At 60.4% G+C, this 24,187-nt stretch carries 22 protein-coding genes; 14 read left to right on the top strand and 8 right to left on the bottom strand.

The annotated features are described in order from the left end of the window. Window positions 1-180 precede the first annotated feature (180 nt). The gene (radC, locus tag K0F88_RS06705) at window positions 181-855 is read left to right on the top strand and encodes a DNA repair protein RadC (protein ID WP_219094638.1); all 675 of its coding nucleotides are present in this window, start codon (window positions 181-183) and stop codon (window positions 853-855) included. Between the two features lie 124 nt (window positions 856-979). Here the strand turns inward: radC and K0F88_RS06700 are convergent, their stop codons facing one another. After that, on the bottom strand, window positions 980-2,566 hold the full coding sequence (locus tag K0F88_RS06700) for an ABC transporter substrate-binding protein (protein ID WP_219094637.1): 1,587 nt from the start codon (window positions 2,564-2,566) through the stop codon (window positions 980-982). Between the two features lie 445 nt (window positions 2,567-3,011). Here K0F88_RS06700 and rpmB point away from each other — a divergent pair, with 445 nt between their 5' ends. Beyond that, window positions 3,012-3,245, top strand: a complete 234-nt coding sequence (rpmB, locus tag K0F88_RS06695) for a 50S ribosomal protein L28 (RefSeq protein WP_007894701.1) — start codon at window positions 3,012-3,014, stop codon at window positions 3,243-3,245. A gap of 11 nt (window positions 3,246-3,256) precedes the next feature. Next, entirely contained in the window at window positions 3,257-3,412 is a 156-nt protein-coding gene (rpmG, locus tag K0F88_RS06690; RefSeq protein ID WP_007894709.1) for a 50S ribosomal protein L33, read from the top strand. 179 nt (window positions 3,413-3,591) lie between these two features. On the opposite strand, the gene K0F88_RS06685 is transcribed toward rpmG, so the two are convergent. Continuing rightward, entirely contained in the window at window positions 3,592-3,954 is a 363-nt protein-coding gene (locus K0F88_RS06685) for a cupin domain-containing protein (protein WP_219094636.1), read from the bottom strand. Window positions 3,955-4,191: 237 nt separating this feature from the next. Here K0F88_RS06685 and K0F88_RS06680 point away from each other — a divergent pair, with 237 nt between their 5' ends. Then, on the top strand, window positions 4,192-5,685 hold the full coding sequence (locus K0F88_RS06680) for an aldehyde dehydrogenase (protein ID WP_219094635.1): 1,494 nt from the start codon (window positions 4,192-4,194) through the stop codon (window positions 5,683-5,685). A 154-nt stretch (window positions 5,686-5,839) separates the two neighbouring features. Further along, complete coding sequence (locus tag K0F88_RS06675; RefSeq protein ID WP_219094634.1) at window positions 5,840-6,985, top strand: MFS transporter; 1,146 nt, start codon at window positions 5,840-5,842, stop codon at window positions 6,983-6,985. 136 nt (window positions 6,986-7,121) lie between these two features. Here the strand turns inward: K0F88_RS06675 and K0F88_RS06670 are convergent, their stop codons facing one another. Both K0F88_RS06670 and K0F88_RS06665 read right to left on the bottom strand, forming a co-directional pair. Beyond that, window positions 7,122-8,690 carry a phospholipase D family protein gene (locus K0F88_RS06670; protein ID WP_219094633.1) on the bottom strand — a complete coding sequence of 523 codons (1,569 nt, stop codon included), beginning with the start codon at window positions 8,688-8,690 and terminating at the stop codon, window positions 7,122-7,124. A 60-nt stretch (window positions 8,691-8,750) separates the two neighbouring features. Next, entirely contained in the window at window positions 8,751-10,184 is a 1,434-nt protein-coding gene (locus K0F88_RS06665; RefSeq protein ID WP_219094632.1) for a PLP-dependent aminotransferase family protein, read from the bottom strand. A gap of 179 nt (window positions 10,185-10,363) precedes the next feature. Here K0F88_RS06665 and K0F88_RS06660 point away from each other — a divergent pair, with 179 nt between their 5' ends. Next, window positions 10,364-10,609 (top strand): DUF1127 domain-containing protein, encoded by a 246-nt coding sequence (locus K0F88_RS06660; protein ID WP_094469994.1) that lies wholly within the window; start codon window positions 10,364-10,366, stop codon window positions 10,607-10,609. Window positions 10,610-10,752: 143 nt separating this feature from the next. On the opposite strand, the gene K0F88_RS06655 is transcribed toward K0F88_RS06660, so the two are convergent. Continuing rightward, window positions 10,753-12,045: an FAD-binding oxidoreductase gene (locus tag K0F88_RS06655; RefSeq protein ID WP_219094631.1), complete on the bottom strand. Its 1,293-nt coding sequence runs from the start codon at window positions 12,043-12,045 to the stop codon at window positions 10,753-10,755. A 147-nt stretch (window positions 12,046-12,192) separates the two neighbouring features. Here K0F88_RS06655 and K0F88_RS06650 point away from each other — a divergent pair, with 147 nt between their 5' ends. Continuing rightward, window positions 12,193-12,546, top strand: coding sequence for a YkgJ family cysteine cluster protein (locus K0F88_RS06650; protein WP_007947437.1), 354 nt, complete (start codon window positions 12,193-12,195; stop codon window positions 12,544-12,546). Between the two features lie 128 nt (window positions 12,547-12,674). Here the strand turns inward: K0F88_RS06650 and K0F88_RS06645 are convergent, their stop codons facing one another. After that, a complete protein-coding gene (locus K0F88_RS06645) occupies window positions 12,675-13,163 on the bottom strand; it encodes an Lrp/AsnC ligand binding domain-containing protein (protein ID WP_010465173.1) in 489 nt (162 codons plus the stop codon). A gap of 157 nt (window positions 13,164-13,320) precedes the next feature. On the opposite strand from K0F88_RS06645, the gene dadA reads away from it, so the two are divergent. The 6 genes from dadA to K0F88_RS06615 all read left to right on the top strand — a co-directional run bounded on the left by dadA (window position 13,321) and on the right by K0F88_RS06615 (window position 19,457). After that, window positions 13,321-14,625, top strand: a complete 1,305-nt coding sequence (gene dadA, locus K0F88_RS06640) for a D-amino acid dehydrogenase (RefSeq protein WP_219094630.1) — start codon at window positions 13,321-13,323, stop codon at window positions 14,623-14,625. Beyond that, complete coding sequence (locus tag K0F88_RS06635) at window positions 14,597-14,950, top strand: RidA family protein (protein ID WP_109626698.1); 354 nt, start codon at window positions 14,597-14,599, stop codon at window positions 14,948-14,950. The genes dadA and K0F88_RS06635 overlap by 29 nt, the downstream gene beginning before the upstream one ends. Window positions 14,951-15,054: 104 nt before the next feature. Then, window positions 15,055-16,128, top strand: coding sequence for an alanine racemase (gene alr, locus K0F88_RS06630; protein ID WP_083375465.1), 1,074 nt, complete (start codon window positions 15,055-15,057; stop codon window positions 16,126-16,128). 126 nt (window positions 16,129-16,254) lie between these two features. Beyond that, window positions 16,255-16,803, top strand: a complete 549-nt coding sequence (locus K0F88_RS06625; RefSeq protein WP_007947433.1) for a cupin domain-containing protein — start codon at window positions 16,255-16,257, stop codon at window positions 16,801-16,803. Between the two features lie 182 nt (window positions 16,804-16,985). After that, window positions 16,986-17,399, top strand: a complete 414-nt coding sequence (locus tag K0F88_RS06620) for a cytochrome c5 family protein (RefSeq protein ID WP_219094629.1) — start codon at window positions 16,986-16,988, stop codon at window positions 17,397-17,399. Between the two features lie 135 nt (window positions 17,400-17,534). Further along, complete coding sequence (locus K0F88_RS06615) at window positions 17,535-19,457, top strand: acetyl-CoA hydrolase/transferase C-terminal domain-containing protein (RefSeq protein ID WP_219094628.1); 1,923 nt, start codon at window positions 17,535-17,537, stop codon at window positions 19,455-19,457. A 128-nt stretch (window positions 19,458-19,585) separates the two neighbouring features. Here the strand turns inward: K0F88_RS06615 and K0F88_RS06610 are convergent, their stop codons facing one another. Further along, complete coding sequence (locus tag K0F88_RS06610; RefSeq protein WP_010465159.1) at window positions 19,586-20,158, bottom strand: xanthine phosphoribosyltransferase; 573 nt, start codon at window positions 20,156-20,158, stop codon at window positions 19,586-19,588. 70 nt (window positions 20,159-20,228) lie between these two features. After that, window positions 20,229-22,238: a DNA helicase Rep gene (gene rep, locus K0F88_RS06605; protein ID WP_219094627.1), complete on the bottom strand. Its 2,010-nt coding sequence runs from the start codon at window positions 22,236-22,238 to the stop codon at window positions 20,229-20,231. A 262-nt stretch (window positions 22,239-22,500) separates the two neighbouring features. On the opposite strand from rep, the gene K0F88_RS06600 reads away from it, so the two are divergent. Continuing rightward, window positions 22,501-24,174: a bifunctional diguanylate cyclase/phosphodiesterase gene (locus K0F88_RS06600; RefSeq protein ID WP_219094626.1), complete on the top strand. Its 1,674-nt coding sequence runs from the start codon at window positions 22,501-22,503 to the stop codon at window positions 24,172-24,174. The last annotated feature ends 13 nt before the right edge of the window (window positions 24,175-24,187 follow it).

The raw sequence follows: 24,187 nt of genomic DNA, 5'->3' as shown, positions 1-24,187 counted from the left end.
CGCCGACGCCCAGAACGATGCGTTTCCGATACAGCCGCTGCATAGGTCTGCCTTTCATTTCGTTGATGACTGCGTGGCGATACCCCCTCCCCAGGAGTGAAATCGCTCGCAAAAAAGATGGGCTACGATATCACAGCGACCGCTATGGAACAGCGGCGCGCCCACAGACATGGAGGTGCTATGAGCATTCGCGATTGGCCGGCGGCGGAGCGGCCGCGGGAGAAGTTACTGGAGCAGGGATCGGCAAGCCTTTCGGACGCCGAGTTGCTGGCCATCTTTCTACGAACCGGCGTAACCGGCAAAAGCGCGGTGGATTTGGCGCGACACTTGTTGCAGCAGTTTGGAAGCCTGCGCACGTTGCTTGAGGCCGACCTTCGGACCTTCAGCGGCGAGCTCGGACTTGGACCGGCAAAGTTCGCGCAGTTGCAGGCGGTGCTGGAAATGGCCCGCCGACATCTGGCAGAACGGTTGCGGCGTGATTCGGTGATGGGGAGTCCTTTGGCGGTGCGTGACTACCTCAAGTCGATGCTGCGTCACGAGCCGCATGAGGTCTTCGGTTGCCTGTTTCTGGATTCCAAACACCGGGTGCTGGCGTTTGAAGTGTTGTTTCGTGGCTCCATCGACAACACCAGTGTGTACCCGCGACAGGTGGTCAAGCGCGCATTGGCGCACAACGCCGCCGCGTTGATCCTCTGCCATAACCATCCGTCGGGCAATCCCGATCCCAGTCAAGCCGATCGGCTGCTGACCAAGCGCCTGCAAGAGGCGCTGGAGCTGGTTGATGTGCGGGTGCTCGACCATTTCATCATCGGTGACGGCGATCCTTTGTCGATGGCTGAGTATGGGTGGATGTAACAGGGTAAACGTGGGCTGTGTAGGAGCCGGCTTGCTGGCAATCCAGACGGCGCGGTGTGGCTGATTAACCGCTTTGATGCCATCGCCAGCAAGCCGGCTCCTACAAGGTTTTGTGGCGTGGCGGTTACTTCAAGTTGACCTTCGAGTAGTCCTGGCGGCCGAATGGGCTGACTTGATAACCCTCGACGTCCTTGCGCGTCAGCGCGAACGCCGTCGGATGCGCCAGCGGCAGCCACAACGCCTGCTGCTGGATCTGCGCCTGGGCCTGTTCGTAGAGCTTGGTGCGCACGCCTTGCTCGCCGGTGGTCTTGCCGGCGCTGATCAGCTTGTCCAGGTCCTGGTTGCAGTAGCGGGCGAAGTTGGTGCCGGATTTGACTGCGGCGCAGGAAAACTGCGGCGTGAGGAAGTTGTCCGGGTCGCCGTTGTCACCGGCCCAGCCCATGAACAGCAGGTCGTGCTCGCCGGCCTTGGCGCGACGAATCAGCTCGCCCCATTCGATCACCCGAATCTCGGCCTGAATGCCGATTTCTGCGAGGTCCGATTGCAGCATTTGAGCGCTGAGGCTTGGGTTCGGGTTCAGCAGGCTGCCGGAAGGTCGGGTCCAGATGGTGGTCTGGAAACCGTCCTTGAGTCCGGCCTTGGCCATGAGTGCCTTGGCCTTTTCGACATCATGCGGATAACCCGGCAGGCCTTTGGCGTAGCTCCAGGTGTTGGGCGGGTACGGGCCGTTGGCGGGCTCGGCGGTGTCTTCGAACACGGCTTTGACGTAGGTGGCCTTGTCGAACGCGAGGTTGATCGCCTGGCGCACTTCAGGTTTGTCCAGTGGTGGATGCTGGCTGTTGATGCCGACGAACGCGGTCATGAAGGCGTCAGTCTTTTCCACTTTCAGGGTCGGTTCTTTCAGCGCGGCCTGTACGTCCAGAGGCTTGGGTGACAGGGCGATCTGGCACTCGTTGCGACGCAATTTCTGCAAGCGCACGTTGGCATCCGGCGTGATCGCGAAGATCAGTGGGTCCACCGACGGCTTGCCACGGAAGTAGTCAGGGTTGGCCTTGTAGCGAATCGAGGCATCTTTCTGGAAACGCGTAAACACGAAAGGGCCGCTGCCGATCGGCTGGCTGTTGAGCTTCTCGGGCGTGCCGGCCTTCAACAGCTTGTCGGCGTATTCGGCTGAATAGATCGAGGCGAAGCCCATGCTCAGGGTCGCGAGGAAGGTCGAGTCCGGGTAATCGAGAGTGAAACGCACGGTCAGCGGGTCCAGGGCGTCGATCTTCTTGATCAGCGCCGGCAACTGCATCGACTGAGCGTGCGGGAAGCCGCTCTGGGCGACTTTGTGCCAAGGGTGAGCCGGGTCAAGCATACGGTCGAAGCTGAATTTCACGTCTTCGGCGGTCAGTTCACGCGTTGGGCTGAAATACTCAGTGCGATGGAATTTCACCTGCGGGTGCAGCTTGAACACGTAGGTCAGGCCGTCGGGCGTGACTTCCCAGCTGTCTGCGAGGCTGGCGACCACTTTGCCGCTGGCGGTGTCGAAGTCAACCAGCCGATTCATCAGCACATCGGCCGACGCGTTGGTGGTGGTCAGCGAGTTGTATTGCACCACGTCGAACCCTTCCGGGCTGGCCTCGGTGCAGACGCTCAGGGCGGCGGCATGGGCCAGCGGGCTCAGCAGGAGCGGGGCGAGCAACAGCGGTAGGGCAGCGAGGCGCATGGTCGGATTCCTTTACAGATCGAAGGCCCATCTGCAAGTGCAGTCTGGAAAAGGCTTACCCTAGTGGGCTCTTTTGCAAATGACTATCCCCTTTTTCATTTTAAGGGGACTATGTGCGCTTGTTTTCGGTGATGCGGGCCGAGGAAAACCCGAAATCGGTCGGTTGGCCGATTCTCTGCGACGAGCGGTCTTCATCGACCACAGCCTTTATCCAAGGCGCTCGGCGCCCGAAAAATGGGGAATTTATCAAGTCCGCGCACACGGAATGTTGTTGCTCTCCAGTCTTTCTGGTATAAAGCAGCGCTCTTTTCTAGGGGCCCGGTTCCTTCACTGTAGGTGTAGCCGGTAAGACCTCTAAAGAAACGCGGCGCCTGGCGCCAAATGACTGAGAGATTAAGCGGCCAACCCATGCCGGGTTGGGCATGTGGTTTTAGAGGGCTGAGGCATGTCGAGAGTATGTCAAGTTACCGGTAAGGGTCCGGTGACTGGGAATAACATTTCCCACGCAAACAACAAAACCCGTCGTCGTTTCCTGCCGAACCTGCAGCATCACCGCTTCTGGGTTGAAGAAGAGAAACGTTTCGTGCGTCTGCGCGTATCTGCCAAAGGCATGCGTATCATCGACAAGCGTGGCATCACTGTCGTGCTGGCCGAAATCCGCAAAGCCGGCAAGATCTAAGGGAGCTAATCATGCGTGAATTGATTCGTTTGATTTCGAGCGCCGGTACTGGTCACTTCTACACTACCGACAAGAACAAGCGTACTACCCCGGACAAAATCGAGATCAAGAAATTTGATCCGGTTGTTCGCAAGCACGTGATCTACAAAGAAGGCAAAATCAAGTAATTGATTTTTCCTCCTTACGAAAAAGGCCCGTATCGCGAGATACGGGCCTTTTTTGTTGCCTGCGGATATGCGTTGCCTGTCAGGGCCTCATCGCGAGCAAGCTCGCTCCCACATTGGAATGCGGTCAACTGTGGGAGCGAGCTTGCTCGCGATAGCGTCGGCACAGACGACGCTAGTTCTTAGGCCTTCTGTTCAAACGCCACATAAATCTTGCGGCACGTTTCCAGCACTTCCCAGGTGCCCCGGAACCCGGCCGGGATCACGAAGCGATCACCCGCGCGCACGGTCTTGCTGTTGCCGTCGTTGTCGCGCAGCACTGAAACGCCCTGAACGATTTCGCAGTATTCATGCTCAGTGAAGTTCACATGCCACTGGCCGACCGCGCCTTCCCACACACCCGCATTCAACTGGCCGCAAGGGCTGTTGTAATGGTTGTAGACCGCCTGTTCGGGGTCGCCCTTGAGGACTTTTGCCGGGTCCGGCCGATAGCGATCGGGTTGGGTGGTGGCCTGGCTGAAGTCGACGATATCCTGGATGCTCATTGTTGTTATCCCCCGTGATTGCGGCGCGATGGCTGGAAAGTCCAAAGTCTATGTTTATTAAAATGAACATCGCAAGGCCGTTTGACCGCCATGTGTCAAATATATTGAAACTTCACCTGCCGCTGGTTTAGGGTGGCGGTTGCCTTGGGCCGAAAAATCAGGCTGGCTGGGCAGAATTCCTGACAGCGTCTGCGAAGATCGCGGGGCGCTCGTATTCAATAAGAGGAGGACACTCGTATGACCACCCTGACTCGTGCCGATTGGGAGCAACGGGCTCGCGATCTGAAGATCGAAGGCCGCGCCTACATCAATGGCGAATACACCGATGCCGTCTCCAGCGAGACCTTCGAGTGCATCAGCCCGGTCGATGGCCGTCTGCTGGGCAAGATTGCCAGCTGTGACGCCGCCGACGCCCAGCGTGCCGTTGAAAACGCCCGCGCCACCTTCAATTCCGGCGTCTGGTCGCGCTTGGCGCCAACCAAACGCAAAGCCACCATGATCCGTTTCGCCGGCCTGCTGAAGCAGCACGCCGAAGAGCTGGCGCTGCTTGAAACCCTGGACATGGGCAAGCCGATCAGCGATTCCCTGTACATCGACGTTCCCGGCGCGGCGCAAGCCCTGAGCTGGAGCGGTGAAGCTATCGACAAGATCTACGACGAAGTCGCCGCCACTCCGCACGATCAGCTGGGTCTGGTGACCCGCGAGCCCGTCGGCGTCGTCGGCGCCATCGTGCCGTGGAACTTCCCGTTGATGATGGCCTGCTGGAAACTCGGGCCGGCGCTGTCCACCGGTAACTCGGTGATCCTCAAGCCATCGGAAAAATCGCCGCTGACGGCTATTCGCATTGCTGCGCTGGCCGTCGAAGCCGGCATTCCGAAAGGCGTGCTCAACGTCCTGCCAGGTTACGGTCACACCGTCGGCAAGGCTCTGGCCCTGCACAACGACGTCGACACCCTGGTGTTCACCGGTTCGACCAAGATCGCCAAGCAATTGCTGATCTATTCCGGCGAATCGAACATGAAGCGCGTCTGGCTCGAAGCGGGCGGCAAGAGCCCGAACATCGTGTTTGCCGATGCCCCGGACCTGCAAGCCGCAGCCGAAGCGGCGGCCGGCGCCATTGCCTTCAACCAGGGCGAAGTCTGCACCGCCGGTTCGCGTCTGCTGGTCGAGCGTTCGATCAAGGACACCTTCCTGCCGCTGGTGATCGAAGCGCTGAAAACCTGGAAGCCGGGCAACCCGCTGGACCCGGCGACCAACGTCGGCGCGCTGGTGGACACTCAGCAGATGAACACCGTGCTGTCCTACATCGAATCCGGCCACGCTGACGGCGCCAAACTGGTGGCTGGCGGCAAGCGCACGCTTCAGGAATCCGGTGGCACCTACGTTGAGCCGACGATTTTCGACGGCGTGACCAATGCGATGAAAATCGCTCAGGAAGAGATCTTTGGCCCAGTGTTGTCGGTGATCGCATTCGACACCGCCGAAGAAGCCGTAGCGATTGCCAACGACACGCCTTACGGCCTGGCGGCGGCGGTGTGGACCAAGGACATCTCCAAGGCGCACCTGACTGCCAAGGCACTGCGCGCCGGTAGCGTTTGGGTCAACCAGTACGATGGCGGCGACATGACCGCACCGTTCGGTGGCTTCAAGCAATCGGGCAATGGCCGCGACAAGTCGCTGCACGCGTTCGACAAATACACCGAGCTGAAGGCGACCTGGATCAAGTTGTAAGCACCACACAACGAAGATCCCCTGTGGGAGCGAGCTTGCTCGCGATAGCGGTCTGACAGTCGACGTCAATGTTGAATGTGAAACTGCTATCGCGAGCAAGCTCGCTCCCACAGTGTTTTGTGCTGTACATAAAATATCCACAGGAGCGTGGAACATGCGTTGGGCGACTTATTTCGCCGTGTTGGCGTCTGTCTTGAGTGTCGGCCTGGCCCTGGGTGTCAGCATGCCGCTGGTGTCGTTTCGCCTGGAAAGCTGGGGCTACGGCTCGTTCGCCATCGGTGTGATGGCGGCGATGCCGGCCATTGGCGTGCTGCTCGGGGCGAAGATCTCCAGCCATCTGGCCTCGCGTCTTGGCACGGCCAACCTCATGCGCCTGTGTCTGTGGGCTGGAGCGGTGTCCATCGGCTTGCTGGCGCTGTTGCCGAGCTATCCGGTGTGGTTGGTGTTGCGCCTGATGATCGGGGTGATCCTGACCCTGGTCTTCATCCTCGGCGAAAGCTGGATCAACCAACTGGTGGTCGAGCAATGGCGCGGGCGTCTGGTAGCGCTGTATGGCAGCAGTTATGCGCTGAGTCAGCTGGCTGGGCCGCTGCTGCTGGGTGTTTTGGGCACCGAACACGATTACGGCTTCTGGGTCGGCGTCGGCTTGCTCATGGCCGCGCCGCTCCTGTTGCTGGGCCGCAGCGGCGCACCGTCCAGTGAGGCTGCCAGTGTGACGTTTGGCGACTTGTGGGGCTTCTGCCGTGGCTTGCCGGCGATTGCCTGGGCGGTGTCGCTGTTCGCGGCGTTTGAAGCGATGATTCTGACCTTGTTGCCGGTGTATTGCCTGCGTCAGGGTTTCACCACGGAAATCGCGCTGGCGATGGTCAGCACCGTGGTGGTGGGTGATGCCTTGCTGCAACTGCCGATTGGCGCACTGGCGGATCGTTTGTCGCGACGCACGCTGTTCACCGGATGTGCAGCAGTGTTGCTGATCTCGAGCCTGGCGATCCCGTTGCTCATCGATACCTTGCTGATCTGGCCGTTGTGGGTGCTGTTTGGCGCCAGCGCCGGGGGATTGTTCACCTTGTCACTGATCCTGATCGGCGAACGCTATCGCGACGATGCGCTGGTGCGAGCCAACGCGCATATTGCGCAGTTGTGGGGTATTGGCTGCCTGGTCGGGCCGTTGGCCGCCGGTGCCGGCAGCCAGTGGGTCAGCGGGCATGCCTTGCCGTTGTTGATGGCGGCGGGAGCGTTCGGGTTGGTGATTCTGTTGATGCGTCAGGGCGCGTTTGGCACGGTGGCCGAGCCTGCTTAGGGCCAAGCTTCCGGCCAGCCACGTTCACCTGTGGGAGCGAGCTTGCTCGCGATAGCGGACTGACAGTCGACGTCAATGTTGAATGTGAATCTGCTATCGCGAGCAAGCTCGCTCCCACAGGGATGTTCGTCTTCTGTCAAAGCATCCGCTCCAGGCCGACCGCTGTGCTGAACCAGGAATTGAAGCGGCGCCATAGACTCCCCGGCTCCTTGGTCAGCGTGTGCATCTTGCCGTCGTCTTCCGTCTCCCAGACGATCCGGTCATTCTCCAGTTTCACCTGATAGCTCAAGGTCGGCGCCATACCCTCCATGGCCGCTTTGCGCACATGCGCGGCGAGTTCGGGGCTGTCCACCAGCACGCCGACTTCGGTGTTCCACAGCACCGAGCGTGGGTCGAAGTTGAATGAGCCGATGAAGGATTTCTGCTGGTCGAAGATCATCGCCTTGCTGTGCAGGCTGGAATCGGAACCCCGGAAGGACTTGCTGTAGAAAATATGCGGCCCGCTGCCGCCGCCTTCGCCGGGCTGGCGGCGCAATTCGTACAACTTCACGCCATGTTCCAGGAGCGCCCGACGATAAGGCGCGTAACCGCCGTGCACGGCTGGCACGTCGGTGGCTTCCAGCGAGTTGGTCAATAAACTCACCGACACCCCGGCGTCGGCCCGCCCGGTGAGGTAGACCAGCCCCGGCTGCCCCGGTACGAAGTAAGCCGAGATCATGATCAGCTCTTTGCTGACGCCCGTAAGCTCCGGTGCCAGTTGCGTGGTCAGCAGCAAGTGGGGGTCAGGCTCGCCGTCCGACAAGACCTTGCTCGGCGCATCCCACAGCGCCTGGTTCCACGCCCAGATCAGCTCCCGGCGCCAGATGTCCAGGCGTGGCTTGGTGGTGTAAGTCATCAACTGCTGATACAGCGCGTGATTCTGTTTGCGGGTTTCTTCCAGCGATTCTTCCAGGCGTGTGCGGGTGTTCTGCAGGTCCTTTTGCGTCGGTTTGCTCGACAGGAATTCGTCGATCGGTTTGCTCAGCGCGCTGTTCCAGTACTGGTCGAAGCTGTGGCCAAGCTGCTCGGCCACCGGCCCGACGCCGAGCATGTCGATGTCGGTGAAATTCAGGTTGGGCTCGGCATCGAAGTATTCGTCTCCCAGGTTGCGGCCGCCGACGATGGCCGCGCTGTTGTCCGCCAGCCACAACTTGTTGTGCATGCGTCGGTGTTGCAGTGACAGGTTGAACAAGCGGCCCATGGTGCGCGTCACGCCCGTGGCACGGCCCAGGTGCAGCGGGTTGAACAGGCGAATCTGGATCTGCGGGTGCGCGGCGAGGGTCGCGATGATCCAGTCCAGACCGTCGCTGGTGGTGTCATCGAGCAGAATCCTCACCCGCACGCCGCGATCCGCAGCCTTGAGCAACTCGTCCACCAGCATCCGCGTGCTGATGCCGTCATGCACGATGTAGTACTGCAAGTCGAGGCTGCTTTGGGCGTTGCGGATCAGCTCGGCACGGGCCATGAAGGCCTCGCTGCTGTTGGACAGCAAGCGAAAGCCGGACTTGCCTTCATGGGGCGCGGCCTGGGCCTGGATTGAGCGGCCGAATGACGAGTCGCTGGCGGGCAGCGCCTGGCTCGGTTCGCGTTGAACGTCGAGGTTGGCGCAACCGCCCAGGAACGAGGCGAATAACAGAAGAGCGAGCAGGGGCTGTCTGACTCTCACGTGAGAACGTTCCGATTGGCGGCAAAGGTCGGCATATGGACGCTGGATTCCTGAGAAAGGTCAGTCAGTGATGTGATCCGTTTCTGCCAGCAGTTTGATCGCTGCGGCGCCGACCTTGCGCACGGCTTCTTCGATCAGCGGTGTTGGCTTGGCAGCGTAGTTCATCCGCAGGCAGTTGCGGTACTTGCCCGAGGCGGAAAAGATGCTGCCGACGGCAATCTGTACGCCTTGATCGTGCAGCGCGCGATTCAGTTTCAGGGTGTCGAAGCCGTCCGGCAGCTCAACCCACAACATGAAGCTGCCTTGCGGGCGGCTGGCGCGGGTGCCGGCGGGGAAATAGCGCGTGACCCAGTCGATCATCAGGTCCCGACTGCGTTGGTATTGCGTGCGCATCCGCCGCAAATGCGGTTCGAAATGCCCGGCCTTGAGAAATTCGGCAATCGCAATCTGCGGTTGTGGCGCTGTGGAGCCAGTGCTGATGTATTTCATGTGCAGCACCCGTTCCAGATAGCGTCCGGGCGCGACCCAGCCAATGCGCAGACCGGGCGCCAGGGTTTTGGAAAAGGAACTGCACAGCAACACGCGGCCGTCCTCGTCGAAGGATTTGATCGTGCGTGGGCGCGGGTAGCTGTAGGAAAGTTCGCCATACACATCGTCTTCGATAATCGCCACGTCGAAACGCTGTGCGAGCGTCAACAACGCGCGTTTGCGCGATTCCGGCATGATGTAGCCCAGCGGGTTGTTGCAGTTGGGCGTCAACTGTATGGCCTTGATCGGCCATTGCTCCAACGCCAGTTCGAGCGCGTCGAGGCTGATCCCGGTGATCGGGTCGGTAGGGATTTCCAAGGCTTTCATGCCCAGGCCCTTGAGGGTCTGCATGGCGCCGTGAAAGCTTGGCGAGTCCACCGCCACAATATCCCCCGGCTCGCAGATGGCGCGAATGCTGGTGGACAGCGCTTCGTGGCAACCGGTGGTCACCACCAGGTCATGGGCGGTCAATTGGCAACCGGAATCGAGCATCAGGCGGGCAATTTGCTCGCGCAGTTCGAGGGTGCCATAGATGTTGTCGTAATACAGGCCGGGCATGTCCTGGCGGCGGCTGATGCGCGCCAGGTTGCGCAGCAACGGTTTCATGGTCGGCGTGGTGATGTCTGGCATGCCGCGACCCAGTTGCACGACGTCCTTGCGCGGGACGGCGCGGATCAGCTCCAGCACCTGATCCCACTGGGAAATATCGACTGGGCGCTGGGCCGGGCGGCCAATAGCCGGCAGCTCCGGCAGGTCGCGACCTACCGGCACAAAGTAACCGGATTTGGGTTTGGGTGTCGCCAGCCCACTGTCTTCCAGCACCCGATACGCTTGCTGCACCGTGCTCAGGCTGACCCCGTGCTCGACACTCAACGCTCGTACCGACGGCAGCCGGTCACCGGGGCGATAGAAGCCCTGTTCGATACGGGTGCCGAGCAATTCGGCGAGGTTGACGTAAAGGGTCATGGCGCAGTCTCGGTGTGAGTGATTCGATTAACCAATACAGATCGGGCGAAATTATAGGATTCAGACGCTAAATCGATAAATCTGTATGGAGTTAATACAGTCTTGTTGAATCTGTAATGCTTTTCGCCGTCCGCGCATCATGAAAGCTCTGGCTACCCAAGTAAACAGGAGCAATCAAAATGAACGGCTTGAGCGATGTGCGGCTGACGATACACAGTCAGGAACTGGCGGCGGGGCAAATCAACGGTGCACGCGAGGCGGTCATGCGCAACGCACCGTCCGGCCTGAGTCGCTGGGGTCTGTTCTGGCATCGCCTGCACACGCGCAAGGCGTTGCTGGTGCTCACGCCGGAGCAGCTCAGGGATGTCGGGCTGAGTCAGGAGCAGGCGCGGGAGGAGGGGCTGAAGCCTTTCTGGCGGATTTGAGTGTTGCGGTGTTCTTGCGGGCCTCTTCGCGGGCAAGCCCGCTCCCACAGGGTTGAGTGGTGAACACAAATTTTGTGGACACCGAAGACCCTTGTGGGAGCGGGCTTGCCCGCAAAGACGTCGGTACAGGCACTGAAAATCTTTCAGACCAACTCTTTGAGCCGATGCCACAACATCCCCAACGCCAGCAACGGCGAGCGCAAATGCTTCCCGCCCGGGAAGGTGATATGCGGCACCTTGGCAAACAGATCAAACCCGCCCCCCTGTTGCCCGCTGATTGCCTCGGCCAACAACTTGCCCGCCAGGTGCGTGGCATTCACCCCATGCCCGGAGTAAGCCTGGGCGTAATACACATTCAGTTGATCCTTGAGCCGGCCGATCTGCGGCAGGCGATTGGCACCGATGCCGATCATCCCGCCCCATTGATAATCGATCTTCACCCCGCCCAGTTGCGGGAAGACTTCCAGCATCTTCGGCCGCATGTACGCGCCAATGTCCTTCGGGTCGCGGCCCGAATAATGGCAGGCACCGCCAAACAGCAAGCGTCGATCCGCCGAGAGTCGGTAGTAATCCAAAGCCACCCGTTGATCGCAGACCGCCATGTTCTGCGGCAGGAGCGAGTGCGCCAGTTCTTCACTCAACGGCTCGGTGGCAATGATGTAGCTGCCGGCGGGCAGCACTTTGCCGCTGAGCTGCGGGTTGAGTTGGTTGAGGTAGGCGTTGCAGCCCAGCACCAGCGTCTTGGCGCGAACCGAGCCTTGGGCGGTATGGACTTTGACCTCGGGGCCATAATCGATACGGGTCACCGCCGAATTTTCGAACAGCTTTGCTCCCAACTGTTGCGCGGCGGCCGCTTCGCCCAGCGCCAGGTTAAGCGGGTGAAGATGGCCCGAACCCATGTCGATCAAGCCGCCGACGTAGCGGTCCGAACCCACCACGCTGTGCATTTCATTGAGTTGCAGCAGCCGGGTTTCGTAGCGGTAGCCAAGGCTGCGCAGCTCTTCGGCGTCTTCGGCGAAACCTTCTAGGTCGCGAGGCTTGTTCGCCAGGTCGCAGTAACCCCAGGTCAGGTCGCACGGAATCTGAAAACGCTCGACGCGCTGGCGGACGATTTCCACCGCTTCCAGGCCCATGAGTTTCATCTGGCGCACGCCTTCCGCACCGATCACGTCGGTGAACTGATCGAGGCCATGACCGACGCCACGAATCAACTGCCCGCCATTGCGCCCGCTGGCACCCCAGCCGATCTTGTGTGCTTCCAGCAGCACCACGCTGAAGCCACGTTCGGCCAGCTCAATCGCCGTGTTCAACCCGGAAAACCCGCCGCCGACCACGCACACGTCCGCCACCAGATCGCCTTGCAGCGCCGGATGATCGGGCTGCGGCAGGCTGTTGGCGGCGTAGTAAGAGGCAGTGTGCTGGGCACGGGCATTCATGTGAGCGTCCCTGATTCGTGTGTCTATAAAATTTGACGGAGCATAAGCCGGACCTTCCGGCACGGGCAACACTGGTCGGTTCGTGCTGTCTGGATCAGGGCTTTTGCGTCAGAATCCCGGTCTATTCCGCTTTGGGTCACCGCTTCGATGAGCTGCAACAGCCAGAAAATCCGCACGCTTCGCCAGCAGATTCCCTCGTTCGAGTGCGTGCCCGGCTGCCATGACTGCTGTGGGCCGGTGACCACCTCGCCGGAAGAAATGTCCCGCCTGCCGCGCAAGACCCGGGCCGAGCAGGATGCGGCGATGGATGAGCTCAACTGCGTGCACCTGGGGCCTAATGGCTGCACGGTGTATGACGAGCGGCCGCTGATCTGCCGGTTGTTTGGTACCACCAAGACCTTGCCGTGCCCGAATGGGCGAGGGCCGGTGGAGCTGATTCATCCGCGGGTTGAGAAGCAGATTCATGAGTACATGGCCTCCACCAGGCAAGTGCTGGTTTAAGCCGCGGCAATTACTCCAACAAATCCGAGTCGACGCAATCGCGGGCAAGCCCGCTCCCACAGGGTTAGCGGTGAACCTGTGGGAGCGGGCTTGCCCGCGATGAGGCTCTGAAACGCTCCGCAAAAACATCAATCCGGAATCGGCAGGCACAAACTCTCCTTCACTTCCTCCATCACGATGTAGCTCTTCGATTCCCGCACATGCGGCAGCTTGAGCAAGATGTCGCCCAGCAGCTTGCGGTAGGAAGCCATCTCGGAAATCCGCGCCTTCACCAAGTAGTCGAAATCCCCCGACACCAAATGGCACTCCAGCACATGGGGCAGTTTCAGCACCGCACGTCGGAACTCTTCGAAAGTATCGCCGGATTTGTAGTCGAGGCTGATCTCGACGAACACCAGCAGACTACCCTTGAGGTGCTGCGGATTGAGCCGGGCGTTGTAGCCCATGATGATCCCTTCGCGCTCCAGCCGCCTGACCCGTTCGGTACACGGCGTGGTCGAGAGTCCGACCTTTTCCCCAAGCTCGGTGAAGGAGATACGCCCGTCCGCTTGCAGGATCCGCAGGATGTTGCGGTCGATCTTGTCCAGCTCACGTTTGGTTTGAGTGTTGGTACGCATAGGGGATGCGCCTCCGTGAAAAGGGTTTTTGCCGAGAATTCTCGCCAAATATAGGCAGTTATATAGTGAAAAGCACTGCCTAATCTTTTTTACACTGCGCACATCAGTGCTCTACAACTACAAACGTCAGCGGCAAGCCGCGATGAGGGATATGAAAATGCGCGTTATGGTCTTGGGTAGCGGCGTCATCGGTACCACCAGTGCTTATTATCTGGCGCGTGCCGGGTTCGAAGTGGTGGTGGTGGACCGTCAGCCCGCCGCTGCCATGGAGACCAGTTTCGCCAACGCCGGGCAGGTATCGCCGGGTTATGCCTCGCCGTGGGCCGCGCCGGGCGTGCCGCTCAAGGCGATCAAGTGGTTGTTGCAGCGCCACGCACCGCTGGCGATCAAGGCCACCGCCGACATCGACCAATACCTGTGGATGGCGCAGATGCTGCGTAACTGCACCGCCAGCCGTTATGCGGTGAACAAAGAGCGCATGGTCCGCCTGTCCGAGTACAGCCGTGACTGCCTCGACGAATTGCGTGCTGAAACCGGCATTGCCTACGAAGGCCGCAGCCTCGGTACGACCCAACTGTTCCGCACCCAGGCTCAACTGGACGGCGCCGCGAAAGACATCGCCGTACTGAAAGAGTCCGGCGTGCCGTTCGAACTGCTCGACCGCGCCGGCATTGCCCGCGTTGAGCCAGCGCTGGCCAGCGTCACCGACATCCTCGCCGGTGCCCTGCGCCTGCCGAACGACCAGACCGGCGATTGCCAGATGTTCACCGTTCGACTGGCCGAAATGGCTGTGAAACTGGGCGTGGAGTTCCGTTTCGGTCAGGACATTCAAAAACTCGACTACGCCGGTGATCGCATCAACGGCGTGTGGATCGACGGCAAGCTGGAAACCGCTGACCGCTACGTGCTGGCACTCGGCAGCTATTCGCCGCAATTGCTCAAGCCGCTGGGTATCAAGGCCCCGGTGTATCCGCTCAAGGGGTACTCCCTGACCGTGCCGATCACCAACCCGGCGATGGCCCCGACGTCGACCATTCTCGACGAGACCTACAAGGTCGCGATCACCCGTTTCGACAACCGCATCCGCGTTGGCGGCATGGCTGAGATAGCCGGTTTTGACCTGTCGCTGAACCCGCGTCGGCGCGAAACCCTGGAGATGATCGTCAACGACCTTTATCCTCAGGGCGGCGATCTGGCCCAGGCGAGTTTCTGGACCGGTCTGCGTCCGACCACCCCGGACGGCACGCCGATCGTTGGCGCCACCCCGTTCAGCAACCTGTTCCTGAACACCGGTCACGGCACGCTCGGCTGGACCATGGCGTGCGGCTCCGGCCGTTTGCTGGCTGACCTGATGGCGAAGAAAACGCCGCAGATCAGCGCCGAAGGCCTCGATATTTCTCGTTACGGCACCAAACTTCAGGAGTCCGCAAAACATGTCAATCCAGCGCCAGCTCACCAATGAGCGCATGAGCCAGATCGTTGTCCACAGCGGCACCGTCTATCTGGCAGGGCAAGTCGGCGACGACATGAGTGCCGGGATTGAACAGCAGACCCGTGAAACCCTGGCCAATATCGAGCGTTTGCTCGATCTGGCAGGCACCGACAAGAGCCGTTTGCTGTCGGTCACGATTTACCTGAAAGACATCGACGCGCATTTCGAAGGCATGAACGCGGTGTGGGACAAGTGGCTGCCAAAAGGCGTCGCCCCGGCCCGTGCGACGGTCGAGTCGAAACTGTGCGAACCGGAAATCCTGGTTGAGCTCTCGGTTGTAGCCGCTCTGCCGTAAGCCTGTCAGAAAGATAGAAAGATCCCTCTCCCGGTGTTGTTGGCGGTTCACGCCGTCAGCCAGCGCCGGTTTTTATTCCCATGACCGCCTAGAAGCCTGCCGCCATGCGTCCAGCCCGTGCCCTGATCGACCTTCAAGCCCTGCGTCACAACTACCGGATCGCCCGTGAAACCACGGGGGCCAAGGCCCTCGCCGTGATCAAGGCCGATGCCTACGGCCATGGCGCGGTGCGTTGCGCCCAGGCGCTGGAAGCCGAGGCGGACGGGTTTGCCGTGGCTTGCATCGAAGAAGCGTTGGAGCTGCGCGCAGCGGGTATCCGTGCGCCGGTGTTGTTGCTGGAAGGTTTTTTCGAAGCCGATGAGCTGTCGCTGATCGTCGAGCATGATTTCTGGTGCGTGGTGCATTCGTTGTGGCAGCTCGAAGCTATCGAGAACGCCGCGTTGAGCAAGCCGATCACGGTCTGGCTCAAGCTTGATTCGGGCATGCACCGGGTGGGTTTGCATCCAAAGGATTATCACGCGGCTTATCAACGGCTGCTGGCCAGCGGCAAGGTGGCGAAGATTGTCTTGATGAGCCACTTCGCCCGCGCCGATGAGCTGCACGAGCAGGCCAGCGCCGAGCAGGTCGCGGTATTTGAAGCGGCACGTAAAGGTTTGTCGGCCGAGATCAGCCTGCGCAATTCGCCGGCGGTACTCGGTTGGCCGCAGATTCCGAGTGATTGGGTTCGCCCGGGCATCATGCTCTACGGCGCCACGCCGTTTGAAGAAGCAAACGCCGTGGCCTCCCGCTTGCAGCCGGTGATGACCCTGGAATCGAAAGTGATCTGCGTGCGTGAACTGCCGGCCGGCGAGCCGATTGGTTACGGCGCCAAATTTATCACCCCTAAGCCGATGCGCGTCGGGGTGGTGGCCATGGGTTATGCCGATGGTTACCCCCGTCAGGCACCGACCGGCACGCCAGTGTTGGTCGCCGGGCAGCGCAGCCAGTTGATTGGTCGCGTATCGATGGACATGCTTTGCATCGATCTGACCGATGTACCGCAGGCCGGCCTGGGTTCGACCGTCGAGTTGTGGGGCAAAAACATCCTCGCCAGCGACGTGGCTGCCGCCGCTGACACGATTCCCTATCAGATCTTCTGCAACCTGCGCCGGGTGCCAAAGCTCTATTCCGAGGGTTAGCGGTCAGCAGTCCGTACCGGAAGTCGACTCGCTGAACAGGATTCAGGCCAAAGTGTTGTAAATACTGAACGCTGTCGCCATGATAACGCTCAATATTTCTACAACCTGAATCTTGGAGGCGCAAGCTTGGACGTCGGTGAACGACTGCAATCCATCCGTAAGCTCAAAGGTCTTTCCCAGCGTGAGCTCGCCAAGCGCGCGGGCGTCACCAACAGCACGATTTCGATGATCGAGAAGAACAGCGTCAGTCCCTCGATCAGTTCGCTGAGGAAAGTACTGGGCGGGATTCCCATGTCCATGGTCGAGTTCTTTTCCGAAGAAATCCTGCAGGAAAAACCGACGCAGATCGTCTACAAAGCCAACGAGCTGATCGATATTTCCGATGGCGCAGTGACCATGAAACTGGTCGGTCGGGCGCACCCGAGCCGGGCTATCGCCTTCCTCAATGAAATCTACCCGCCTGGCGCCGACACCGGTGACGAGATGCTCACCCATGAGGGCGAGGAAACCGGCATTTTGGTGGAAGGCCGACTCGAACTGGTGGTAGGGCTCGAAACTTTTGTGCTCGAAGCCGGCGACAGCTACTACTTTGAAAGTACCAAGCCACACCGTTTCCGTAATCCGTTCGACGCGCCGGCGCGACTAATCAGCGCAGCCACGCCCGCGAATTTCTAAGAGAAGAGGCGTCCTGCCAGCATGGCGGAGGCACCCGAACCGTTTTTCCATTGCGCAACAAGACCCCTTCGACTTTGGGGTTGTTTCAGTGTGACGGGGTTACCGTTATACTTGCGCCCGCCTGCGAACCGTGGCCGTAGGCGTGACTAGCCACCATTGAGGGTGAACGCGTGAATCTAATTATGAAAATGCTGGCCGTACCAGCAACCGTATTGGCCCTATGGGCAGTCAGCGCACAAGCAGCGACCAACGACGATATTGCAAAGCGCCTTGAGCCAGTCGGCCAAGTCTGTGTGACGGGTCAGGAGTGCAAGGGGATGGAAGTGGCTGCTTCGACAGGTGGTGGCGGAGCCAAAACCCCGGACGAAGTGATTGCCAAACATTGCAACGCTTGCCACGGCACCGGCCTGTTGGGCGCGCCGAAAATCGGTGATGCCGCTGCTTGGGGCGAGCGCTCCAAGAAAGAAGGTGGTGTTGACGGCCTGCTCGCGAAAGCGATCTCAGGCATCAATTCGATGCCGCCAAAAGGCACCTGTGCCGATTGCTCCGATCCCGAGCTGAAAGGTGCGATCGAGAAGATGTCCGGCTTGAAATAAGCGTCCATCTCCAGCAAAAAAGCCGCTTACGAGCGGCTTTTTTGTGCCTGCGATTTGCCTTGGGGACTATTCTTTGCAGCAAAGGCCCGGCAAGCTCGGTCCAACCCCAATTCACGGAATATAAGGGAGGATCAGATGGTGCAGCTGTGTTCTATCGAGCAAGCGGTCGATGACGTATTGGCGCGGTTGCCGGCGCATATCCACATGGGCTTGCCCCTCGGCCTGGGCAAACCCAACCACTTCGTCAACGCGTTGTTCCAGCGCATCGCGCAATTGCCCGAACGGCAGCTGACGATCTACACCGCCCTGTGCCTGGGCCGTCCGGCCTTGGGCGACGGTTTACAAAAGCGCTTCCTCGAACCCTTCATCGAGCGGGTGTTTGGCGATTATCCGGAACTGGAATTCCTCGCCGGACTGCAGCGCGACAGCCTGCCGGCCAACATTCATATCCAGCAATTCTTCATGCAGCCCGGCAGCCTGCTGCATAGCGAATCGGCCCAGCAGGATTACGTCAGCAGCAACTACAGCCACGCCGCGCGAGACATCAACGCCGCCGGTTTGAACCTGGTTGCGCAGTTGGTGGCCAGCCACGCCGAACACCCGGATCGTCTGAGTCTGAGCTGCAACCCTGACATCACCCTCGACCTGTTTCCGATGATCGCCAAACGCCGGGCGGCGGGGGAGACGATCCTGTTGGTGGGCCAGGTGCACAACGATTTGCCCTACATGCCCGGTGACGCCGAAATTGGCATCGACGCATTCGACCTGCTGATCGACGAAAAGGACAACACCACGCTGTTCTCCACGCCGAACATGCCGGTGGGTTTCCAGGATCACTTCATCGGCCTGCACGCCAGCACGCTGGTGCGCGATGGCGGCACCTTGCAGATTGGCATCGGCGCCATGGGCGATGCCCTGACCGCGGCGTTGCTGGCGCGTCAGGCCGACAATGCCGGTTACAAGGCGTTGCTGGCGGATATCAATCTTAGCCAGTGGGCGCAGTTGATCGACCGCGAAGGCGGCATCGAACCGTTCGCCAAGGGCCTTTACGGGTGTAGCGAAATGTTCGTCAACGGCTTGCTGGTGCTGGCCGACGCCGGGATCGTGCGGCGCAAGGTCTACCCGGACGTACCGACCCAGCAACAGGCCAATGCCGGCACCCTCGACGAGGCCGCGCAAACCGACGGCATCAGCGTGCATGGCGGGTTTTTCCTCGGGCCACGCAGTTTCTACGAGCGCCTGCGCGACCTGCCGCAAAGTAAGCGCCTCGAATTCAACATGACCCGCATCAGCTACATCAACGAGCTCTACGGTCAGGAAGAGCTCAAACGCCTGCAGCGCCTGGACGCGCGCTTCATCAACACCGTGTTCACCATGACCCTGCTCGGCGCAGGCGTGGCTGATCAGCTCGAAAGCGGGCGCGTGCTCAGCGGCGTCGGCGGGCAATACAACTTTGTCGCCCAGGGCCATGCGCTGGAAGGTGCGCGGTCGGTGCTGTTGTTGCGTAGCTGGCGCGAGGCGGGTGGTGAGGTCAGTTCGAACATTGTCTGGGAATACGGCCACTGCACGATCCCGCGGCATTTGCGTGACATCGTGGTCACCGAATACGGCATCGCCGATCTGCGCGGCAAGACCGACGCGGCAGTGATCGAGGCGTTGCTGAACATCAGCGACTCACGGTTCCAGCCGGGGCTGATCGAGCAGGCGCAAAACGTTGGCAAATTGCCGAAAAATTTCCGCATCGATCCGCGTTTTGCCGACAACAGCCCGGAACGCTTGCAGGCGATTCAGGCGCGGCATGCGAAGTTGTTTCCGGAGTATCCGCTGGGGTGTGATTTCACGGCTGAAGAGCGGGACTTGTTGCGGGCGCTGAACTGGTTGAAGAGCAAGTTCAAGCTGACGGAGATTCTGGAGCTGGGCAAGGCCGCGCTGGATGCGCCCGAGGCTACCGCGTTTCCCGAGCATCTGGAGCGGATGCAGTTGACCAACCCGGAGGGATTGAAAGAGGACCTCTTTCAGCGGCTACTGCTCACCGGCCTCAAGGCCACCGCGCAATAACAGCCAATACAAAAAAACTGTGGGAGCGAGCTTGCTCGCGATAGCGGTACATCAGCCAACAGAGATGTTGAATAGGATGGCCTCATCGCGAGCAAGCTCGCTCCCACAGGGATATGCGGTGTTACGGGTTACTCGATGAAGGTCACGACACCGCCGGCCAGCGATTGCACGCGAGCCAAGGATTCAACCCGATAACCCTGCGCATCCAGTTCCGCACGCCCACCCTGGAACGACTTCTCGATCACGATCCCCAAACCGGCCACGGTCGCGCCGGCCTGTTTGATGATCGAGATCAGCGCCTGCGATGCCTTACCATTGGCCAGGAAGTCATCGATGATCAGCACGCGGTCGCTGCTGGTCAGGTGGCGCGGGGAGATCGCCACGGTGCTTTCGGTCTGCTTGGTGAACGAGTAAACGGTCGCCGACAGCAGGTTTTCAGTCAGGGTCAGGGACTGATGCTTGCGGGCGAAAATCACCGGCACGCCGAGGTTCAGGCCGGTCATGATCGCCGGGGCGATGCCCGAGGCTTCGATGGTAACGATCTTGGTGATCCCCGAGTCCTTGAACAGCGCGGCGAACTCGTCGCCGATCAGCTTCATCAGGGCCGGGTCGATCTGGTGGTTCAAAAAGGCGTCGACCTTCAAGACCTGATCGGAAAGCACAATGCCTTGTTCGCGGATTTTCTGGTGCAGTGCTTCCATGAAGCGTTCCTCTACTGGCGCCATGTGCGCCTAGCTTGTCTAAAAGTGTTCGGTTAAAAAGTGCTCAATTCTAGCGCTTTAACATCGCCCGTATATCCGCCAATGCGGTATTGCCGCGAACGGCTTTGACTTCGACAGGCGTGTCGTCGGTGCCTTCCCACGCCAGGTCGTCCGGCGGCAGCTCATCCAGGAAGCGGCTCGGCGCGCAGTCGATGATCTCGCCGTATTGCTTGCGCTTGGCGGCGAAGGTGAAGGCCAGCGTCTGACGCGCCCGGGTAATCCCGACGTAGGCCAGACGGCGCTCTTCTTCGATGGTGTCGGCTTCGATGCTGGAGCGGTGAGGGAGGATTTCCTCTTCCATGCCCATGATGAACACGTAGGGGAATTCCAGGCCCTTGGAGGCGTGCAAGGTCATCATCTGCACGCCTTCGGCGCCGTCTTCTTCTTCCTGCTGACGTTCCAGCATGTCGCGCAGGACGAGTTTGCCGATGGCATCCTCGACGGTCATCTCGCCTTCTTCGTCTTTCTCCAGGGTGTTTTTCAACGCCTCGATCAGGAACCAGACATTGCCCATGCGGTAATCGGCGGCCTTGTCGCTGGAGCTGTTGGTGCGCAGCCAGTTCTCGTAGTCGATGTCCATGACCATGCTGCGCAGGGCCGAGATCGGGTCTTCGCCGGCGCACTGCTCGCGTACCCGGTCCATGAAGCGCTTGAAGCGCGACAGGCGATCGGTGAAGCGCGCATCCAGATGCTCGCCCAGGCCGATTTCGTCGGTGGCGGCGTACATCGAGATTTTGCGCTCGGTGGCGTAGTTGCCAAGCTTTTCCAGCGTGGTCGAACCGATCTCCCGGCGTGGGACGTTGATCACCCGCAAAAAGGCGTTGTCGTCGTCCGGGTTTACGATCAGGCGGAAGTAGGCCATCAGGTCTTTCACTTCCTGACGTCCGAAAAAGCTGTTGCCGCCGGACAGTCGGTAAGGAATCTGGTGGTGCTGCAGCTTCAGCTCGATCAGCTTGGCCTGGTAGTTACCGCGATACAGGATCGCGAAATCGCTGTAAGGCCGGTCCGTGCGCAAGTGCAGGGTCAGCAGTTCCACGGCCACGCGCTCGGCTTCAGCGTCTTCGTTGCGGCAACGGATCACGCGGATTTCGTCGCCGTGGCCCATCTCGCTCCACAGCTGTTTTTCGAATTCGTGCGGGTTGTTCGAGATCAGCACGTTGGCGCAGCGCAGGATGCGGCTGGTGGAGCGGTAGTTTTGCTCGAGCATGACGACTTTCAGGGACGGGTAATCGTCCTTGAGCAGCATCAGGTTTTCCGGGCGGGCGCCGCGCCAGGCGTAGATCGACTGGTCATCGTCACCGACCACGGTGAACTGGTTGCGTGTGCCAATCAGCAGTTTCACCAGCAAATACTGGCTGGCGTTGGTGTCCTGGTATTCGTCCACCAGCAGGTAGCGGACTTTGTTCTGCCATTTTTCGAGGATGTCGGCGTGTTCCTGGAACAGCTTCACCGGCAGCAGGATCAGGTCGTCGAAGTCCACCGCGTTGAACGCCTTGAGCGTGCGCTGATAGTGGGTGTAGACGATAGCGGCGGTCTGTTCCTTGGGATTGCGTGCGTTTTCCAGGGCTTCGGGCGGCAGGATCAGGTCGTTTTTCCAGGAGCCGATCATGTTCTTGATCTCGTCGACGCCGTCGTCGCCCGAGTATTCCTTCTGCATGATGTCGGTCATCAAGGCCTTGACGTCAGTTTCGTCAAAGATCGAGAAGCCCGGCTTATAGCCCAGGCGAACATGTTCCTTGCGGATGATGTTCAAGCCCAGGTTGTGGAAGGTGCACACCGTCAGGCCACGGCCTTCGCCGCCCTTGAGCAGGGTGCCGACCCGTTCCTTCATCTCGCGCGCGGCCTTGTTGGTAAAGGTCATCGCGACGATGTACTGGGCGCGGATGCCGCAGTTCTGGATCAGGTGCGCAATTTTGCGGGTGATCACGCTGGTCTTGCCGGAGCCTGCGCCGGCGAGCACCAAAAGAGGGCCGCCGACATAGCTCACGGCTTCTTGCTGCCGGGGATTGAGTCGGGACATACGGAATCAGGGAGTCATTTGTGAAATGGGCCGGCATTTTAACAGGCTCAGCGAATTGTGCTGCTCTCTCCGACTTGTGACGCAACACGCTTTCTCTATTTGCCGGTTTTGATACTTTCAAGCAGGATGCGCGGTGAGTTTGCGGCTAATGTTCGTATTCCAGACACAAAGCCACGTGTGATAACTGATGTCGTTTGGTCATTGGTTACGGGCGCGGCATAATGCCCGCCGCCTACATCTTTGCAGAGTCTAGGGAGCTAGCTTGTCTACGCCTGTCGAACCCTTGCGTTTGCTGCTACTGGCCGAAGAGCCGGCGTGGGCAGCGTTGTTGCGCGAGTGTCTGGCTCCGATGGGGAGCTCGGCCGTGCTTATCAGCGCGCCGAGCTGGGAGTCGGTCAGCAGTCTGTTCGATGACAACCGCAACGCGGTGTTGTTGACCATTCCTGCGCTTCAGCCTCTGCCTGGCCGTTGCAGCCTGCCGACGGTGTTGCTGCTGGAGCACGAGCCCCTGACGCCGCCCGATGGGGTGAGCGACTGGCTGGTGCGCGATCATCTTGATCCCGGCATGTTGCGCCGGTGCCTGCGGCATGTGCGCGAACGTGGCTTGCTGGAACACACCCTGCAACGCCTGGCCGAGCAAGACCCGCTCACCGGTATCGCCAACCGCCAGGGCTTCCAGACCTTGCTGGCCGCGCGTCTGGCGGAAAACGACGGCCGTGGCCTGGCCCTCGGTCACCTTGATCTCGACAACTTCCGTCACGCCAACGATGCCCTCGGCCACCAGGCCGGTGACCGGTTGATCCTGCAAGTGGTCGCGCGGCTGAAAAGCCAGCTCGAGGCTGGCGATCAACTGGCGCGGCTGGGCAGTGACGAATTCGCCCTGCTGATCGACACCCGCCGCGCGCCTCAGCGCGCCGAATGGATGGCCGAACGCATTACTGAAGCCCTGGCCGAGCCTTACTGGGTCGATGGCGAAAGCCTGTTGATCGGTTCCAGCCTGGGCATCGCCCACGCCCGGGCCCAGGCCGGCGCCGACCCGCTGATGTGGCATGCGCACATCGCCATGCAGCAAGCCAAGAGCACTCAGGGCTGCACTTTTCATATTTTCAATGAACGCATCAACCGTAATGCCCGCAGCATGGCCGACCTCGAAAGCGAGCTGCGCCGGGCCTTACGCCGTGACGAGCTGGAGTTGCATTACCAGCCGCGGCTGAACCTTGAGGACGGCCAGATCGTCGGCCTCGAAGCCCTGGTGCGCTGGCGGCACGCCGAACGCGGTTTGCTGGCGCCCAGCGAGTTCGTGCCGCTGGCCGAGCAGAGCGGTTTGATCGTGCCGCTCGGTTACTGGGTGATTTCCCGGGCCCTGCGGGACATGCAGGCGCTGCGCGAGCGTGGTTTGCCGGCGCTGCACATGGCGATCAACCTGTCGTTCCGGCAGTTTCAGGACAGCCAATTGTTGTCGACCCTGAGCCGGCTGATCGCCGAGCGCGGTGTCGAGGCGCAATGGCTGGAGTTCGAGCTGACCGAAACCGCGGTCATGCGCCGCAGCGATCTGGTGAAACAGACCATGGACGCCCTCGGCCGCCTGGGCGTGCGCTTCTCGCTGGATGACTTCGGCACCGGGTTCTCGTCCTTCGTGCACCTCAACAGCCTGCCGATTGCCTTGCTCAAGGTCGACAAGAGCTTTGTCGGCGGCATGGAAGAGCGGGAAGAGAATCGCAAACTGGTCCACGCGATGATCAACCTGGCGCACAACCTCAACCTTGAAGTGGTGGCCGAAGGCGTGGAGACGGCGGAGCAGCTGGAGTTGTTGCGCGGGTTTGGTTGCGATCAGGTGCAGGGGTATCTGATCAGCAAGCCGCTGCCGTTGGCGGAGTTGGTTGAATACCTGACGTTCGGCAGCAGCCAGCAGCCCGTCCTGGAAGTCGTTAACTAACCACGCGCAAATG

The organism is Pseudomonas sp. UMAB-40 (assembly GCF_900095275.1).
Classification (GTDB): domain Bacteria; phylum Pseudomonadota; class Gammaproteobacteria; order Pseudomonadales; family Pseudomonadaceae; genus Aquipseudomonas; species Aquipseudomonas mandelii_B.
This window is presented reverse-complemented; position numbering and strand designations above follow the sequence as displayed.